Source organism: Bradyrhizobium cedriense (genome assembly GCF_054602315.1).
This window is the reverse complement of the sequence record NZ_JBTSWB010000001.1, coordinates 725,310-742,321: the sequence shown is the minus strand read 5'-3', so window position 1 is coordinate 742,321 and position 17,012 is coordinate 725,310. Positions and strand designations below refer to the sequence as shown.

12 protein-coding genes are annotated in these 17,012 nt (G+C 64.8%); 8 read left to right on the top strand and 4 right to left on the bottom strand.

Annotation, left to right across the window (positions count from 1 at the left end):
- Positions 1-227: 227 nt before the first annotated feature.
- Positions 228-2,246 (top strand): putative bifunctional diguanylate cyclase/phosphodiesterase, encoded by a 2,019-nt coding sequence (locus ACYCVF_RS03470; protein ID WP_459597144.1) that lies wholly within the window; start codon positions 228-230, stop codon positions 2,244-2,246.
- 7 nt (positions 2,247-2,253) lie between these two features.
- Here the strand turns inward: ACYCVF_RS03470 and hutU are convergent, their stop codons facing one another.
- The 3 genes from hutU to hutI are packed head-to-tail and all read right to left on the bottom strand — an operon-like array spanning position 2,254 to position 6,703.
- Entirely contained in the window at positions 2,254-3,924 is a 1,671-nt protein-coding gene (hutU, locus tag ACYCVF_RS03465; RefSeq protein ID WP_459597143.1) for a urocanate hydratase, read from the bottom strand.
- 8 nt (positions 3,925-3,932) lie between these two features.
- Positions 3,933-5,492: a histidine ammonia-lyase gene (gene hutH, locus ACYCVF_RS03460; RefSeq protein ID WP_459597142.1), complete on the bottom strand. Its 1,560-nt coding sequence runs from the start codon at positions 5,490-5,492 to the stop codon at positions 3,933-3,935.
- Positions 5,489-6,703: an imidazolonepropionase gene (gene hutI, locus ACYCVF_RS03455; protein ID WP_459597141.1), complete on the bottom strand. Its 1,215-nt coding sequence runs from the start codon at positions 6,701-6,703 to the stop codon at positions 5,489-5,491. Before hutI ends, hutH begins: the two co-directional genes overlap by 4 nt.
- Before the next feature lie 99 nt (positions 6,704-6,802).
- Between hutI and ACYCVF_RS03450 the strand changes: the two genes are divergently transcribed.
- The 6 genes from ACYCVF_RS03450 (at position 6,803) to ACYCVF_RS03425 (ending at position 12,789) form a co-directional block, all read left to right on the top strand.
- Complete coding sequence (locus tag ACYCVF_RS03450; protein ID WP_459597140.1) at positions 6,803-8,161, top strand: formimidoylglutamate deiminase; 1,359 nt, start codon at positions 6,803-6,805, stop codon at positions 8,159-8,161.
- Entirely contained in the window at positions 8,158-8,886 is a 729-nt protein-coding gene (gene hutC, locus ACYCVF_RS03445) for a histidine utilization repressor (RefSeq protein WP_459597139.1), read from the top strand. The genes ACYCVF_RS03450 and hutC overlap by 4 nt, the downstream gene beginning before the upstream one ends.
- A gap of 106 nt (positions 8,887-8,992) precedes the next feature.
- Positions 8,993-9,937, top strand: coding sequence for an ABC transporter substrate-binding protein (locus ACYCVF_RS03440; RefSeq protein ID WP_459597138.1), 945 nt, complete (start codon positions 8,993-8,995; stop codon positions 9,935-9,937).
- A gap of 71 nt (positions 9,938-10,008) precedes the next feature.
- Positions 10,009-10,782 carry an ABC transporter permease gene (locus ACYCVF_RS03435; protein ID WP_459597137.1) on the top strand — a complete coding sequence of 258 codons (774 nt, stop codon included), beginning with the start codon at positions 10,009-10,011 and terminating at the stop codon, positions 10,780-10,782.
- The gene (locus ACYCVF_RS03430) at positions 10,779-11,564 is read left to right on the top strand and encodes an ABC transporter ATP-binding protein (protein WP_459597136.1); all 786 of its coding nucleotides are present in this window, start codon (positions 10,779-10,781) and stop codon (positions 11,562-11,564) included. Before ACYCVF_RS03435 ends, ACYCVF_RS03430 begins: the two co-directional genes overlap by 4 nt.
- Positions 11,557-12,789, top strand: coding sequence for a hydantoinase/carbamoylase family amidase (locus tag ACYCVF_RS03425; protein ID WP_459597135.1), 1,233 nt, complete (start codon positions 11,557-11,559; stop codon positions 12,787-12,789). The genes ACYCVF_RS03430 and ACYCVF_RS03425 overlap by 8 nt, the downstream gene beginning before the upstream one ends.
- A 104-nt stretch (positions 12,790-12,893) precedes the next feature.
- Here ACYCVF_RS03425 and bamA read toward each other — a convergent pair whose 3' ends face one another.
- Entirely contained in the window at positions 12,894-15,404 is a 2,511-nt protein-coding gene (gene bamA, locus ACYCVF_RS03420; RefSeq protein WP_459597134.1) for an outer membrane protein assembly factor BamA, read from the bottom strand.
- A 296-nt stretch (positions 15,405-15,700) separates the two neighbouring features.
- On the opposite strand from bamA, the gene ACYCVF_RS03415 reads away from it, so the two are divergent.
- Positions 15,701-16,069, top strand: coding sequence for a hypothetical protein (locus ACYCVF_RS03415; RefSeq protein ID WP_459597133.1), 369 nt, complete (start codon positions 15,701-15,703; stop codon positions 16,067-16,069).
- Positions 16,070-17,012 lie beyond the last annotated feature (943 nt).

The following is a 17,012-nucleotide window of genomic DNA, read 5'->3' as shown; positions in this document are numbered from 1 at the left end:
CCGAGAGGCGGACCGATCGCACCGGCCGACACCATGGTTAGCAGGCCGTAGCGGCGCTGATTGCGGATTTGTGCCCGGGGGCGCACGCCCCCGCCGCCGGATATCCTTAACGGGACCTCACCAATCCACGCGGCCTGACAATCCGGGCGAGGCCCGATCTAACGCGCCCTTTACCCGTGCCATGCAAGATCGCCGACGTTTTCAGGAGATCCGGGGCCCGTATTTCAATGCCTGTTGCCGATTTGAAGTCTCATCTCGCCGCCGCAATGCGGTTGTTTCGCGTTCCGGCCGACAATCCGGACCTGACACGCGCGCAGTTCGACGCGTTCTCCAAGCAGATCCCGCTGCTCTACTTCATCCTCATGACCAATACGATCGCGGTCGCCTACACCTATGCGAACGTGGCGCCGGACTGGCTGACGATGATCGTGCCGAGCGTGCTGACCGTGCTCGCAGGCTTGCGAACCTTCTGGTGGCTGCGCCAGCGTCGCCTCGTGCGCAGCGATGCCGACATCCTGCGCAACCTGCGCGCCACCAACTGGCTGACTCTGCCGATCGGCGCCGGCTTCACCGCCTGGTCCTTCGCGCTCTACCCCTACGGTGATCCCTTTGCCAAGAGCCAAGTCGCCTTCTACATGGCGGTCACGGTGATCGGTTGCATCTTCTCGCTGATGCATCTGCGCTCGGCGGCGTTGATCGTGACGCTGATCGTCGATGTGCCCTATGTGCTGTTCTTCTTCGCCACGGGCGAGCCGACGCTAAAGGCGATCGCCGTCAACAACCTCCTGGTTTCCGGCGCGATGGTGACGGTGTTGTTCATCTACTACCGCGACTTCGCAGATCTCGTCGCCAGCCGCAAGTCGCTGCTGGCGCAACAGGCGGCGACGCAGGCGCTCTCGGACGAGAACTTCCGCCTCGCCAATCTCGATTCCCTCACCGAACTGCCGAACCGTCGCCGCTTCTTCGCCGAGTTGTCGAGCGCCTTTGCCGACGCCGAACGCAGAAGCGTCCGCGTCGCCGTCGGCATCATCGATCTCGACGGCTTCAAGCCGGTCAACGACAATTACGGCCACTCGGTCGGCGACCGCGTCCTGATCGAGGCGGGCCAGCGCATCCGCGAAGTTTGCGAAAGCTTTGGCCCGCAGCGGGTGGAGCTTGCCCGGCTTGGCGGTGACGAGTTCGGCCTCGTCGTATGCGGTGATCCCGACGGTGCCGATCTGATGCGCCTCGGCGAGCGCATCGGCAGCCAGGTCAGGCTGCCTTACCAGCTCGACACCGCCCATACCGGACTGTCCTGCTCGATCGGCTTTGCGCTGTTCCCGGACTCCGCGACGACTTGGGAAGCGCTGTACGAGTGTGCAGACTATTCGCTCTATCACGCCAAGCGCCATCTGCGCGGCCGTACCGTGATCTTCTCAAGCGAGCTCGAGGCCGAGATCCGCAGTCGCGGCGTCATCGAGAACTTGCTCCGCACTGCCGATTTCAGCACCGAGATGGATCTGGTGTTCCAGCCGATCGTCGACGCCATGAGCGAGCACACCGCCGGCTTCGAGGTCCTGGCGCGCTGGCGCAGCGCCCGTCTCGGCCTGGTTTCCCCGGCCGATTTCATTCCGGCCGCCGAACGCATCGGCCTGATCCGGCCGCTGACGCAAGCGCTGCTGGTCCGCGCGCTCGCGACCGCCAGGACCTGGCCCGATCACATACGGCTGTCGTTCAATCTCTCCGCCCACGACGTCTGCGCGGCCGAAGGCATCCTGCCGCTGATCTCCATTATCGAGAAGAGCGGACTGCCGCCCCACCGGATCGACTTCGAGATCACCGAGACCGCCGTCACGTTCGACTTCGTGCGCGCGCAACAATCGATCGCGACGTTGAAGGCGATGGGTTGCGGCATTTCGCTCGATGATTTCGGCACCGGCTATTCGTCGCTGAGCCACGTGCACCGGCTGCCACTCGACAAGATCAAGGTCGACCGCAGCTTCGTTTCCGACATCAACGAAAATCCCGTCAGCCACAAGATCATCAAATCGCTCACGGGCCTGTGCGACGACATGGAGATTGCCTGCGTCGTGGAGGGCGTCGAAACCCGCGCTCAGCTCGACACCTTGCGCCGGCTCGGCTGCGACTTCATCCAGGGCTACTACTTCGCCAAACCCATGCCGGGCGATGCGATCAGCGATTATCTCGCGAAGGAACGAGTTCGCCTCCACGGCAGCGGAACGCCTGCGGCCAAGGTCGTCGCCTGAGACGCGGCTATCCTGCCAGGCTCGGCAGATCCAGCCCCTTGTCTCGGCCGCAGTCGATCGCGATCTCATAGCCCGCGTCGGCATGGCGCATGACGCCTGTTGCAGGATCGTTCCAGAGCACGCGCTCGATGCGCCTTGCGGCTTCCGGCGTGCCGTCGGCGACGATCACCATGCCGGCGTGCTGGGAATAGCCGATGCCGACGCCGCCGCCATGGTGCAGCGAGACCCATGTCGCACCGCTGGCGCAATTGAGCAGCGCGTTCAGCAGCGGCCAGTCGGACACCGCGTCCGAGCCGTCCTTCATCGCCTCGGTCTCGCGGTTGGGGCTAGCGACCGAACCGCTGTCGAGATGGTCGCGGCCGATCACGATGGGCGCCTTCAATTCGCCGCGCGCCACCATCTCGTTGAAGGCAAGGCCGAGGCGGTGGCGATCGCCGAGACCGACCCAGCAGATCCGCGCCGGCAGCCCCTGGAACTTGATGCGCGCCTTGGCCATGTCGAGCCAGTTGTGCAGATGCTTGTCGTCGGGCATCAGCTCCTTGACCTTGGCATCGGTCTTGAAGATGTCCTCGGGATCGCCCGAGAGTGCGGCCCAGCGGAACGGCCCGACGCCGCGGCAGAACAGAGGACGGATGTAGGCGGGGACGAAGCCGGGGAAATCGAAGGCATTCTTCAGGCCCATGTCCTGCGCCATCTGGCGGATGTTGTTGCCGTAGTCCAGCGTCGGGATGCCCTGGGCGTGGAAATCCAGCATGGCCTGGACGTGCTCGACCATCGACGTCTTCGAGGCCCGCTCGACCGCCTTTGGATCCGAGGCGCGCTTCGCCTCCCACTCCGCGAGCGTCCAGCCCTTGGGCAAATAGCCGTTGATCGGGTCGTGTGCACTGGTCTGGTCGGTGACGATGTCGGGCTTGACACCGCGGCGCACCAGCTCGGGGAAGATGTCCGCGGCATTGCCGAGCAGGCCGACCGAGACCGCCTTCTTCGTTTTCGCTGCCTCTGCCATGATCGCGAGCGCTTCGTCGAGAGTCGCGGCCTGGCGATCGAGATAGCCGGTGCGTAAGCGCATCTCGATTCGGCTCGGCTGGCATTCGACTGCGAGCAGCGAGGCGCCGGCCATGGTCGCGGCCAACGGTTGCGCGCCGCCCATGCCGCCGAGGCCGGCGGTGAGGATCCATTTGCCGGCGAGGCTGCCGCCATAATGGCGGCGGCCGACTTCGACAAAGGTCTCGTAGGTGCCCTGCACGATGCCCTGGCTGCCAATGTAGATCCAGGAGCCTGCCGTCATCTGGCCGTACATCATCAGGCCCTTGCGATCGAGCTCGTTGAAATGGTCGAGCGTCGCCCAGTGCGGCACGATGTTGGAGTTCGCGATCAGCACGCGTGGCGCATCGGTGTGGGTCCGGAACACGCCGACCGGCTTGCCGGACTGGACCAGCAGGGTCTGATCGGCTTCGAGCTTGCGCAGGGCCGCCACGATCCGGTCAAAGCTCTCCCAGTCGCGCGCGGCGCGGCCGATGCCGCCATAGACGACGAGCTCGCTCGGGCGCTCCGCGACATCAGGGTCGAGGTTGTTCATCAGCATGCGCAACGGCGCTTCCGTGAGCCAGCTCTTGGCGCTGATGTCGCTGCCGCGCGGCGCGCGGATGATGCGGTCATTGTCCAGTCGGCGGTTCATGAGGACCTCTAATCAAGTCTCGGAAACGGAACGGATGGAAGCGTTGCGAGTGCCGTAGCCGTCAGCGCGTCCGCCTCGATCAGCGCGGCGGCCCTGGCGAGATCATCGGCCATGTAACGGTCGGCGCCGAGCGCCGGAACCTGCTCGCGAAGGACGGCAATGACGGCGGCGAGCGGCGCGCTGGTCGCGTGCGGCGCGCGCAATGTGACGCCTTGGGCTGCAACCAATAGCTCGATGCCGAGGATCGCGGCGAGATTGTCGGCCATGTCGGACAGTCGCCGCGCGGCGTGCGCGGCCATCGAGACGTGGTCTTCCTGGTTGGCACTGGTCGGCGTCGAATCGATCGAACAGGCAGCGGCGCGCTGCTTGTTCTCGGCATAGAGTGCGGCCGCCGTGACCTCCGCGATCATGAAGCCGGAATTGAGGCCGGGATCGGGCGTAAGGAACGGCGGCAAACCGAAATTGAGTGCAGGATCGACCAGCGTCGCGATCCGCCGCTCGCTGATCGCCCCGATCTCGGACAGAGCCAACGCCAGCGCGTCGGCGGCAAAGGCGACAGGCTCTGCATGGAAATTGCCGCCGGAGACGATCTCAGCGGTCTCGACCAGCACCAGCGGATTGTCGGTGACGGCGTTGGCCTCGACGATCAGCGTGCGCGCAGCCTGCGTGATCAGGTCGAGCGCGGCGCCCGCGACCTGCGGCTGGCAGCGCAGGCAGTAGGGATCCTGCACACGCTCATCGCCATCGAGATGCGACAGACGGATGTCGCTGCCGTCGAGCAGCGCGGTCAACGTCGCCGCGGCGGCGATCTGCCCTGCATGGCCGCGCAACGCCTGGATCTCGGGACGGAACGGCGCCGTCGAGGCCATCGCCGCATCCACCGACAGCGCGCCGGTGACGAGCGCTGCGCGGGCCAGGCGAAACGCGCGCAGCACGCCGGCGAGGGCATAAGCCGTCGAGAACTGCGTGCCATTGATCAGCGCAAGGCCTTCCTTTGGCCCAAGCGCCAGCGGGGCGAGACCGGCGGCCTTGAGCGCCTCGGCGCCCGAAACAGTCTTGCCGTCAACGAACGCCTGGCCTTCACCAATCATCACCGCCGTCATATGCGCAAGGGGCGCGAGGTCGCCGGAGGCACCGACGGAGCCCTGCTGCGGCACCAGCGGATAGACGCCCCGCGCCAGCATGGCCTGCAACTGCTCGATCACCTGCCGGCGCACACCGGAGGCGCCGCGCCCGAGCGAGACGATCTTCAGCGCCATCATCAGCCGGACGATCGGCTCGGGCGTCGCTGGACCCACGCCGCAACAATGCGAGACGATGAGGTTGCGCTGGAGCAGAGCGGTCTGGTCGGGCGGAATGCGCTTCGACGCCAGCTTCCCGAAGCCGGTGTTGATGCCATAGACGGGGGCATCGGCCTGCGCGGCCTTGGCGACGATCTCCGCCGCCGTCTCGACGCGTGGCCAGAACGAAGGATCGAGCACGACGGATCGCCCTTCGAGCACGCGCGCGAGATCATCAATGCAGACCGCTCCCGGCTTGACGATGATCGGTGCCCCCTGCTCCATCACTGGCCCCTCCAGACCCGACGGTGCAGCGGATTGAAGCCGATGCGGTAGACCAGCTCGGCTGGCCGCTCGATATCCCAGATCGCGAGATCGCACCACTTTCCGGCCTCCAGCGTCCCGGTTTCGCCGAGCACGCCGAGCGCACGTGCACCCTCACGGGTGACGCCCGCGATGCATTCGACCACATTCATCCGGAACAGTGTCGCGCCCATATTCATCGTAAGTAGAAGCGAGGTCAGTGGCGAGCTGCCCGGATTGCAGTCGGTCGCGAGCGCCATGGCAACTCCATGCGTGCGGAACGCTTCGACCGGCGGCCTTTGTGTCTCCCGGATGAAATAGAATGCGCCGGGTAGCAGCACTGCCACCGTGCCCGCCTTCGCCATCGCCTCGGCGCCGGCTTCGTCGGTGTGCTCGAGATGATCGGCGGAGAGCGCCGAGAATTTCGCGGCGAGCGCAGCGCCGCCAAGGTTCGACAATTGGTCGGCGTGGAGCTTGACGGGCAATCCCACCGCCCTCGCCGCCTCGAACACCCGCGCGGTCTGCTCGGCCGAGAACGCGATGCCCTCCATGAAGGCATCGACGGCATCGGCGAAGCCGGCCTTTGCAACCGCGGGCAGCATCCTTGTGCATACGAGATCGATGTAGCGATCCTTGTCGCCCTCGGCCTCGACCGGCAGCGCATGCGCGCCCAGAAAGGACGTGCGGATGGCAATTGGTCGCTCTCGGCCGAGGTTTCGCGCAGCAGTGAGCTGACGTATTTCAGTTTCGGTATCGAGACCATAGCCGGACTTGATCTCGACCGTCGTGACGCCCTCCGCGATCAACGCATCGAGCCGCGGCAGCGCACTTGCGACGAGCTCCGCTTCGCTCGCCTTGCGCGTCGCGGCTACCGTCGACACGATGCCGCCGCCGGCGCGCGCAATCTCTTCATAGCTCGCGCCCTTCAGACGCAATTCGAACTCATGCGCGCGGTTGCCGCCATAGACGAGATGCGTGTGGCAATCGACTAGGCCCGGCGTGATCCAGCGCCCTTCGCAATCGACCCGTTCGGCTGCATCGGCGTCCGCCGGAAAATCGGCCTGCGAGCCGGCATAGACGATACGGCCCTCGCGCGCGGCAATCACGCCGTGCTCGATCTCGCCGAGATCGGGACGGTCGGCTCGGATCGTGGCGAGCCGGGCATTGTGCCAGATCCGATCGAAGCGCTCTGCCATGCAACGGTCCCTTCGCGGATGTCCCTGCGCCCTGGGATGCTTGACTTATATGTCTAGACATATAATCGTGGGATGGTTCTGTCCAGCCGGCGTGTAATCATGACCCGACTGCATTTCGCCTCCGCGCTCCTGCCCTCGGGCTGGGCCAATGACGTGCAGGTGGTGATCACCGCCGGCGCGATCGCCGAGGTGACGCCGAACGTCGCGCCCGTTGCCGGCGACGAATGCCACGCAATCGCGTTGCCGGGATTGACGAGCCTGCACAGCCACGCCTTCCAGCGCGGCATGGCGGGTCTGGCGGAGATGCGCGGCGACAGTACCGATACGTTCTGGACCTGGCGCGAGACGATGTACCGTTTCGCGCTGGCGATGACGCCCGACGACGTCGCCGCCGTTGCGACGCTGCTCTATGTCGAGATGCTCGAACAAGGCTTTACCCGCGTCGGCGAATTCCACTATCTCCACCACGATTGCGACGGCTCGCCCTATGAGGACGTCGCCGAAATGGCTGCACGCATTGCGCAGGCTGCCGAAGCTTCCGGCATCGCGCTGACGTTGCTGCCGAGTTTCTATGCGCATGGCTCATTTGGCGGCGCGCAGCCACATGACGGACAGCGCCGTTTCATCTGCACGGTCGACCAGTTCGCCACGCTGATGGCGGCGTCACGCAAGGCCATCGCAAAATTGCCGGGCGCCAATATCGGCATCGCGCCGCACAGCCTTCGCGCGGTAACGCCGGACGAGCTGAGAGCACTCGTGCCGCTCGCCAACGGCGGGCCGGTGCATATCCATGCGGCAGAGCAAGTCAAGGAAGTCGAGGATTGCCTGGCCTGGTCGGGATGGCGGCCGGTGCAATGGCTGCTGGAACACGCGCCCGTCGACCGGCGCTGGTGCATCATTCACGCGACCCACACAACGGACGAGGAAATCGCTGCGTTCGCGAAAGCCGGCGCGGTGGCGGGCCTCTGCCCCATCACCGAGGCGAGCCTTGGCGACGGCATCTTCCCGATGCGCGAATTTCTCGCTGCGGGGGGCTCTTTCGGCGTCGGCACCGATTCCAACGTGCTGGTCGGGGTCGCCGACGAGCTCCGTCAGCTCGAATATGGCCAGCGGCTCAAGCACCGTCAGCGCAACGTGCTCTCCAGTGGTGCAGGCCGTTCGACGGGACGCACGCTGTTCGATCATGCGCTCACGGGTGGTGCACAGGCATTGGCGCAAAGGACGGTCGGCCTCACGCAAGGAGCGCGCGCCGATATCGTCACGCTCGATACGGCGCACCCTTCATTGTCGGGGCGCGCCGGCGACACGATCATCGACGGCTGGATCTTCGCCGCAGGCAGCGGCGCGATCGATTGCGTCTGGGCCGGCGGCGACAAGGTCGTGGAAAGCGGACGACACAGATTGCGCCAAGCCGCGCGCGAACGCTTCAATGCGACCGTGCGGAGGCTCGTCGCATGAGCCTCGCGACCGACACCGCTGACAAGCCGACGCTCTACAAGCGCATCCGCGCCGACATCGAGAAGCGCATCCTGACCGGCGAGTGGCCGCCCGGCCATCGCATTCCGTTCGAGCACGAACTGGTGGCCCGCTACGGCTGCTCGCGCATGACCGTGAACAAGGCGCTGTCGGAGCTGGCACAGGCCGATCTGATCGAGCGGCGGCGGCGCGCGGGCTCCTTCGTTCGCAGGCCGCAGCATCAATCTGCGGTTCTCAAGATCGCCGACATTCGCGCCGAGATCACCGCACTCGGGCGTGCTTACGGCTACGAGTTGATCGGCCGCAAGCTGCGTGTGGCGACCGCTGCCGACCGCGACCGTCTCGGCGTCAAGAAGGCGGGCAAGGTGATCGCGATCGCCTGCCGGCACAGTGCCGACAACGTGCCGTTCGCGGTCGAGGACAGGCTGATCGACCTATCGTCGGTGCCGAATGCCGCGACTGCGGACTTCTCGCGCGAGCCACCCGGCTCGTGGCTGCTTCATCATGTCCCATGGACAGAGGCCGAGCATACGATCAGCGCGATCGTTGCGGATGATCGCACGGCGGCAGCGCTCGACATCGCCGTCGGCGCGCCCTGCCTCGTGATCGACCGCTATACCTGGCGCAGCACACGCACGATCACAGCCGTGCGGCTGCTCTACCCTGGCGATTCTCACCGCCTTGTCGCCCGATTCCAGGGAGGTTGAGAGGAGGATGTCGGCACAAATCGTGCAACGCTTCGGGCAACGGTCCACATGGACCTACAATGATCAACAGGACGTCAATCCATCGATCGGCAAGAGGACGACAAACATGCGTAGTTCGAAAGTATTTGCGACAATCATTGCCCTCGCGACCGCCACTCCCGCGCTCGCCGACGACGTCAAGGTCGGCGTCGGCATCTCCGGATGGACCGGCTTCGCGCCGCTGACGCTGGCGAAGGAGGCCGGCATCTTCAAGAAGAACGGCCTCGACGTCACCATCAAGAAGATCCCGCAGAAGGACCGCCACCTCGCGATCGCCTCCGGCGACATCCAGTGCGCGGCGACGACGGTCGAGACCTGGATCTCGTGGAACGCCAACGGCGTCGCCGCCAAGCAGATCTTCCAGCTCGACAAGAGCTATGGCGCCGACGGCATGGCGGTGCGCAACGACGTCGCCGCGATCAAGGACCTGAAGGGCAAGACCGTCGCGGCCTCCGCACCCGGCACCTCGCCCTATTTCGCGCTGGCCTGGATGCTCAAGAAGAATGGCCTTTCGGTCAAGGACGTCACGGTCGTGAATCTGGAGCCGGCCGCGGCCGCGCAGGCCTTCGTCTCCGGCCAGAACGACGCCGCGATGACCTACGAGCCATATTTGTCGACCGTGCGTGCAGCGCCCGACAAGGGCAAGATCATCGCCACCACGCTCGACTACCCGATGGTCATGGATACTTTTGGCTGCACGCCGAAATTCCTGACGGAGAATCCCAAGGCCGCCAAGGCGCTCGCCGACAGCTATTTCGAGGCACTCGAGATGATCGCCAAGGACCAGGCAAAGGCCTACGGGATCATGGGCGCCGACGTGAAGCAGACCGCCGAGCAGTTCGGGAACTCGGCAAAATATCTGCGCTGGCAGGACAAGGCCGCGAACCAGAAATTCTTCACCGGCGACTTCCTGACCTTCAACAAGGAGGCCGCCGACCTCCTGCTCGAGATCGGCATCATCAAGGCCGCGCCGAAGGTCGAGGACCTCTTCGACGCGAGCTTCATCAAGTAAACCGCTTCAAGCCGCCGGTTCCGCTGAAGCGCGGGACCGGCGCATGATCGACATTTCGGATAGACAGTCTGATGCGTCCCCTGGACCCTGTTACATCGAGGCAGCGCGTGGCCTACGGCCTCGCGTTCTTCGTGCTGTTCGTCGCCCTCTGGTCCTGGGCGACGTTTGGCGGCCATGTGTCGAAAACGTTCCTCGCCAATCCGCTGACCATGGTGCAGGAGGGCATTGAGCTGCTCACCAAGCACGGCTTCCTGTTCGACATCGGCATGACGATCTGGCGCGTCGTCGGCGGCTTCGCCCTCGCGGCGGTCATCGCGGTGCCGCTCGGCGTGCTGATGGGCTCCTACAAGCCGGTCGAGGCATTCCTCGAACCGTTCGTCTCATTCGCGCGCTATCTGCCCGCCTCCGCCTTCATTCCGCTCCTGATCCTTTGGGCGGGCATCGGCGAGTTGCAGAAGCTGCTCGTGATCTTCATCGGCTCGGTATTCCAGGTCATCCTGATGGTCGCGGTGACCGTGGGCGGCACGCGGCGCGATCTGGTCGAGGCAGCCTATACGCTGGGTGCCGGCGACCGGGGCGTCATCCGCCGGGTGCTGCTGCCCTCCTCCGCTCCCGAGATCGCGGAAATCCTGCGGCTGGTGCTGGGCTGGGCCTGGACCTACGTCATCGTCGCCGAGCTGATCGGCTCGTCCTCCGGCATCGGCCACATGATCACCGACAGCCAGGCGCTGCTCAACACCGGCCAGATCATCTTCGGCATCATCGTGATCGGATTGATCGGCCTGATCTCGGACTTCCTGTTCAAGGCATTCAACGCCTGGCTGTTCCCCTGGAAGCTCGCATGACGATTCTCAAGATCGAACAAGTCTCGCGCACCTTCCCCGCACGCCACGGCAACGCGTCGACCAGAGCGCTGGAGCCAACCGACCTCACCATCGGCAACAACGACTTCGTCACCATCCTCGGCCCCTCCGGATGCGGCAAATCCACGCTGCTGCGCATCATCGCCGGCCTCGATCGCCCGACCAGCGGGCGCGTCACGCTCGACGGGCGCGAGGTGACTGGCCCCGGCGCCGATCGCGGCATGGTGTTCCAGTCCTACACGCTGTTCCCGTGGCTGACGGTACGCGAAAACATCGCCTTCGGCCTGCGTGAGCGCGGGGTGGCGCAGGACGAGCGCAACAAGATCGCCGACGCCTTCATCCGCCGGGTCGGATTGTCCGGCTTCGAGAACCACTGGCCGAAGCAGCTCTCTGGCGGCATGCAGCAGCGCACGGCAATTGCGCGCGCGCTTGCCAATGACCCAAAAATCCTGCTGCTCGACGAACCCTTCGGCGCGCTGGACAACCAGACTCGCGCCTTGATGCAGGAGATGCTGCTCGGGATCTGGGAGCGCGATCAGAAGACGGTGCTGTTCGTGACCCACGACATCGAGGAGGCCATCTTCCTCGGCAGCCGCGTCATCGTCATGAGCGCGCGCCCCGGCCGCATCAAGGCCGAGATCAATGTGGACCTGCCACACCCGCGCTCCTACAAGATCAAGACCACGCCGGAATTCGTCCAGCTCAAGGAGCGGCTGGTCGAGGAGATCCGCACCGAGGCGCTGAAAGTTGCCGAACATGCCTGACACCCTGCCCCGCGCCGACGGAATTCGCGTCCTCGCCGACCTCCATGCGCTCCGTGCCATGGGTGCCTACAAGACCGGCGTGCACAAGCCGACCTTCTCCGAGGCGCACAAGCTTTCGCTGGAGTGGCTCGTTCAGAAGCTGCCCGAGGCCAACCTCTCCGCGACGATTGACGGCATCGGCAATGTGATCGGCACCAGCACGAAGCCCGGGCCGAAGCTGCTGGCGGGCTCGCATCTGGAGAGCCAGAACTACGCCGGCTGGCTCGATGGTCCGCTCGGCGTCGTCTACGCGCTCGAAGCCGCACGCGTGCTCAACATCGATCCATCGCTCAGCGGCGCAGTGGAAGTCGTCGCCTGGTGCGACGAGGAGGGACATTTCGGCCATTTCCTCGGCTCGCGTTCCTATGTCGGACAAGTGACAGAGGCCGACATCGACGCAGCGCGCGACCGCACCAGCGGCCGCACCATGCGCGATGCGCTTGCCGACATGGGTCTCGCCGGACGCCCGCGCATCAGCGTCGAGCCGGGGCGGCACGTCGGATATCTGGAGGCGCATATCGAGCAGGGCGACACGCTGGAGAGCGGCAAGCTTGCGATCGGCGTCGTGACCTCCATCGTCGGCATCTGGCAGTACCGCATCGCTTTCACGGGTGAGCAGAACCACGCCGGCACCACGCGCATGGCGGTGCGGAAGGATGCCGGCCTCGCGCTGGCAAAATTCTGCGTGGCGATCGACGAACGCTTTCCGGCCGCCTGCGGTCCGCGCACGGTCTGGACCACCGGCCGCATCGCACTCGATCCGGGCGCACCGAGCATCATTCCGGGCGGCGCAGAGATGCTGTTCCAGATCCGCGACGACGATCCGGCCGTCATCGCGCGGCTGGAAGCGCTGCTGCACACGATGGCGGACGATGTCAACGCGCAGGGTCCCTGCACCGTCACCGTGGAAAAGCTGCGCACTGGCGCACCCGCAATGATGAATTCCGGCTTCCAGGATGCGATCGAGGCCGCGAGCAAGACCTTGGCCGGGGGCCGATCCGTCCGCATGCCGAGCGGCGCCGGGCACGATGCGCAGATGCTCGCGACCGTCATGCCCGCGGGCATGCTGTTCGTGCCGTCGATCGGGGGCATCAGCCATCACTGGACTGAGAACACCGCGGATGCCGATATCGTCACCGGAGCACAGGTCTTCGTCGACGCCTGTCGCCGCATTCTCGGCGGCTAGAGCCTTTCGCGTTCCGATTGGAATCGGAACGCGGCTCTGGATTCTTGTTTTGACGGGTTTTCTTGACGCGAACCGGTGTCCACTTCGCTCGAAAACGCTCCGCTTTAGAACGACGTACCCCCGCCGAACCTGAACTCCTGAACCACGTCGTATTTGCCCTTCGTGAGCGGCACGGCATAGTCGAAGCGCAGCGGCCCGAACGGCGAGGCCCAGATCAGGCCGACGCCGACCGACGATCGCACCACACTGCCGTCGTCATATTGCAGTCCGCAGGTCGGACAGGCCTTGGTATTGACTTCGCCCGTGGCCGACCAGGAGGTCGGACCCTGGTAACCCCAGAGCGAGCCGGCATCGGCGTAGACTGCGCCCTTCAGGCCGACTTCCTTCGGCAGGAACCAGAACGGCATCTGCAGCTCCATCGAGGCGCCCCAATATTTGGTGCCGCCGAGCGCGTCGCCGCTCGAACCCAGGCTCCAATAGGTGATGTCGCGCGGACCGATGCCGTTGGAGGCGAAGCCGCGCACCAGGTTCGGGCCCATCTGGAAGTGATCCAGCATGCGCAGGTCCTGATCGCCGAGCTTGCTGAGCAGGCCGCCCTGGAGGTGGATCACGCTGACGATCTCGGACATCAGCGGCGTGTAGTATTTGGTATCGAACGCCGTCTTCAGATAGGTGACGTCGCCGCCGACACCCGCGAAATCCTGCTTGAAATCGACCAGCAGGCCGTCGGTGGGGTTCTTGGTGTTGTCGAGGGTGTTGTAGCTCAGCGTGTAGCCGAGCGCCGAGGTCCAGGTCGCGCCGTTCGCGAGCTCCTTGCGGACCGGCAGGCTCGATTCGCCGTCGCCGTAGCAGCCATAGCCGTAGACGCCCGAGCTCGTGGAGTTGGTCGGGTCGACGCCGCCCAGCACGTTCTGGATGTAGGCGGGAGTGGGGTTGAAGGCCAGCGAGGAATTCGCCGCATTGTTGTTGCAGTTGTTGTAGGCGCTCGCGAGCGAGATGCTCTGCTGATACAGCGAATAGCGGAGCTGGAGCGAGAGGTCCTCGCGCAATGCCAGTCCGAGGCGCGGGGAGAAGCCCAGCGTGGTCACGCCGTAACTCGTATAGCTGTTCGACTTCTGCTCGCGCCAATAGGTGTCGAAGCCGAGCGCCAGCCGGTAGTCGAGCAGATAGGGCTCGACGAAGGACAGCGAGACGCCGCGGGAATACTGACCATAGCTAACCGAGGCCTTGCCGTAGAGGCCGCGACCGAGCAGGTTGCGCTCGGAGACCGAGACCTCGGCCAGCGCGCCGTCGGTCGTGGAGTAGCCGCCAGAGATCGAGAAGTCGCCGGTCGATTTCTCTTCCATGTCGACGACCAGGATCACGCGGTCGCTGGAGGAGCCCGGCTCGGTGACGATCTTGACGCTCTTGAAATAGTCGAGGTTCTTCAGCCGCCGCTCGGCGCGATCGACCAGCGCGCGGTTGTAGGCATCGCCCTCCGAGAGATCGAATTCGCGACGAATCACGTAATCGCGCGTGCGCGTGTTGCCGCGGAGTTGGATGCGCTCGATATAGGTCCGCGGGCCTTCGTCGATGTTGAACACGACGGAGACGGTGTGTGCATCGAAATTGCGGTCCCCGGCAGGACGAACCACGGCAAAGGCATAGCCGCGGCGCGAGGCCTCGATCTGCATCTCTTCGGTCGACTTCTCGACCAATTCGACGTTGTAGAGCGCGCCGACGCCGACGCGCGAATAGGTTCGGAGCGAGCCGGCGTCGAAATTGGGAATGCTGGAGCGGAAATCGACCGATCCAACCCGATATTGCTGGCCTTCCTCGATCTTGAATGTAACGAGAAAGCCTTTCTTCTCCGGATCGTATTCGGTGAGTGCGGCGACGACCTGGACGTCGGCGAAGCCGTTCTTGAGGTAGAAGCGGCGGATCAGGTCGCGATCCGCCTCGACGCGGTCTGGATCGTAGATGTCGTTACTGCCGAGGAAACTGAGCAGGTTGCTCTCGCGGGTCTTGATGACGTCGCGCAGGCGCGAGGCCGAGAAGGCGCTGTTGCCGATGAACTCCACGGCCTTCACCGAAGTCTTGACGCCTTCCTCGACCGTGAAGATGAGATCCACACGGTTGCTCGGCTGCTCGATGATTTCAGGCGTGACCCGCACGTCGTAGCGTCCCGAGCGCCGATAGATCTCGGCAATCCGCAACGTGTCCGACTGCACCAATGCCCGCGAGAAGGTTCCACGCGGCCTGGACTGGATTTCGGCCGAGAGCTGCTCGTCCTTGATCTTCTTGTTGCCTTCGAAGGCAATGCGGCCGATCACCGCATTTTCCACGACCGACACCACGATGCGACCGCCGGCCCGATCGATCTTCACGTCCTGAAACAGGCCGGTCGCGATCAACGCCTTGAGCCCATCATCGATGGCTGGTTGATCGAGGCGACCGCCGGCCGCGGACCGGAAGTATGAGCGAACCGTCTCGGCCTCGACGCGGCGGTTACCTTCGACCACGATCGTCTCCACGGTCTGCGCGGCCGCCGGCTGCGGCAACACGACGGGAATTGAACTCGCAATCGATACACCACCCATCACCACCGCGATCAGCAAGGCCCGCAACACCGACATTCCACACCTCAAGAGCACCTCCCACTCTGAAACGAGACGGCTGTGGCTGCGGTGTGGCCTTGATGTTGCTGTACTGTTTCCGGTCGTTGAATTTGATTGGCCGATCAGCCGCAAGCGTACGGCCGCCATGACGACCGCGCAGGCTTTCAGGGGCGAATGAGCGGCATGCGGGTCGCGGCGCTCGCGGCCCAGCCGCGCTAGCGCGCAGCAACATCGCGCAACGCGTCAATTCTTTACAGCCTCTCGAGCCGGTGCGAGAGGCGACGTCATCAGGAATTCGCATGAGGCATCAGCCGATGAACGCGCTCGTCATGACCAGAACGGTGCTGGTCGCCCTCCTCGCATCGACCCTCACCACGCATGCAGCAACCACCGGCAAGCGCGATCGACAACAGACGGCCCAAACTGCCGTCTATGAATACGGTCCGCGCGGACCCAACCGGTCCTATCAGTCCGGTCCGCATACGCGCCTCTATGTCAGCAAGCGATCGTGGCTGGATGGCGGGACCGAGGTGCTGCCCGGCGAGCGCAAGTTCACCGACTACGCCTTGCCGCCCGGCGCCTCGTTCGCGCGCGGCAACAACAACCGGCCGCTCGATCGCCAGCCCCTGAGCCCCGACTCGGATCTGGGCGGATTCGCGCAGAGGATTCCGATTTCGTGGTGATCTGACTCTGTCGTGTACCAACGCGCAAGCGCGGTGGCGCTGTGCCGGGACCGAGCCACACGGTACGATGCTGCAACATGGTCCCGACTCTGCAGCGCACCGCTGAAGTAGCGCTGCGCTGCGTCCGGGGCACGAAAGCGAGGTACGACGCAGCGTTGCATCCACCGTCATTGCGAGCGCAGCGAAGCAATCCAGGCTGTCGCCGCGGAAAGATTCTGGATTGCTTCGCTGCGCTCGCAATGACGGTGCAAGGGGCAGCATCACAACTCTCTAACGTCCATTTCAGATCGCAGACGCGCCTTCGCGCTCTCGCGGCGCAATCCGCCCGAGTTTTGCTTGATCGCTCCACCCTCTGAGCAAGAGGGGGCAGGGAAGGCCGGGTGCTGACAACGCACCCGCGGTCTGCTGCGCAAAATGCACACGCAGAAGAACCGCACAGCAGCATACAGGTGGTGCCGATCACTCGGCCTTCCCTGCGCGATGGTCGGACGGCTTATGCCGCGCTCTCCCGGGAGCCGAGTTCCCTCTGGCCTCCCTCGCCCCGGCGAAAGTCACCGGCACCCGCGCCGGTTGACGCAGCTGCCGCATTCGCAAGAGCTTGACCGTAGCAACGACGGCCAGGACCACACGGTTTTGCCGTACGCACGGCCCGCCATTTCGCCGCAGTTTTCCCGGCCCTGTCGACGGAGCCGGAAACTTGCAGGCGAGACGAAGCCTGGCAGCGCCGTTCGTCCGCGCGATGCCCAGGGCTCACGGAGAGCAATCCGCCCTGCCCCCGGCCTTTCGCGCCCGACGCTGCCGCGTCCACCGCAAGCCCGGCTCGCGAACATGACGACCACACGATCGCCCCTCAAGGATGAGCCGGGATGGGCGAGACATACGGCAAAACCGAATTTCGGTAAAGTGGAATATTTTCGCAGAGAAGGCTTGACGCAGCGGCAAA

Bases quoted from the DNA above. Each gene is read 5' to 3' on its own strand.
- ACYCVF_RS03470 (WP_459597144.1), top strand. From the start codon at position 228: ATGCCTGTTGCCGATTTGAAGTCTCATCTCGCCGCCGCAATGCGGTTG.
- hutU (WP_459597143.1), bottom strand. From the start codon at position 3,924: ATGAACCGCCGACTGGACAATGACCGCATCATCCGCGCGCCGCGCGGC.
- hutI (WP_459597141.1), bottom strand. From the start codon at position 6,703: ATGGCAGAGCGCTTCGATCGGATCTGGCACAATGCCCGGCTCGCCACG.
- ACYCVF_RS03450 (WP_459597140.1), top strand. From the start codon at position 6,803: ATGACCCGACTGCATTTCGCCTCCGCGCTCCTGCCCTCGGGCTGGGCC.
- hutC (WP_459597139.1), top strand. From the start codon at position 8,158: ATGAGCCTCGCGACCGACACCGCTGACAAGCCGACGCTCTACAAGCGC.
- ACYCVF_RS03440 (WP_459597138.1), top strand. From the start codon at position 8,993: ATGCGTAGTTCGAAAGTATTTGCGACAATCATTGCCCTCGCGACCGCC.
- ACYCVF_RS03435 (WP_459597137.1), top strand. From the start codon at position 10,009: ATGCGTCCCCTGGACCCTGTTACATCGAGGCAGCGCGTGGCCTACGGC.
- ACYCVF_RS03430 (WP_459597136.1), top strand. From the start codon at position 10,779: ATGACGATTCTCAAGATCGAACAAGTCTCGCGCACCTTCCCCGCACGC.
- ACYCVF_RS03425 (WP_459597135.1), top strand. From the start codon at position 11,557: ATGCCTGACACCCTGCCCCGCGCCGACGGAATTCGCGTCCTCGCCGAC.
- bamA (WP_459597134.1), bottom strand. From the start codon at position 15,404: ATGTCGGTGTTGCGGGCCTTGCTGATCGCGGTGGTGATGGGTGGTGTA.
- ACYCVF_RS03415 (WP_459597133.1), top strand. From the start codon at position 15,701: ATGAACGCGCTCGTCATGACCAGAACGGTGCTGGTCGCCCTCCTCGCA.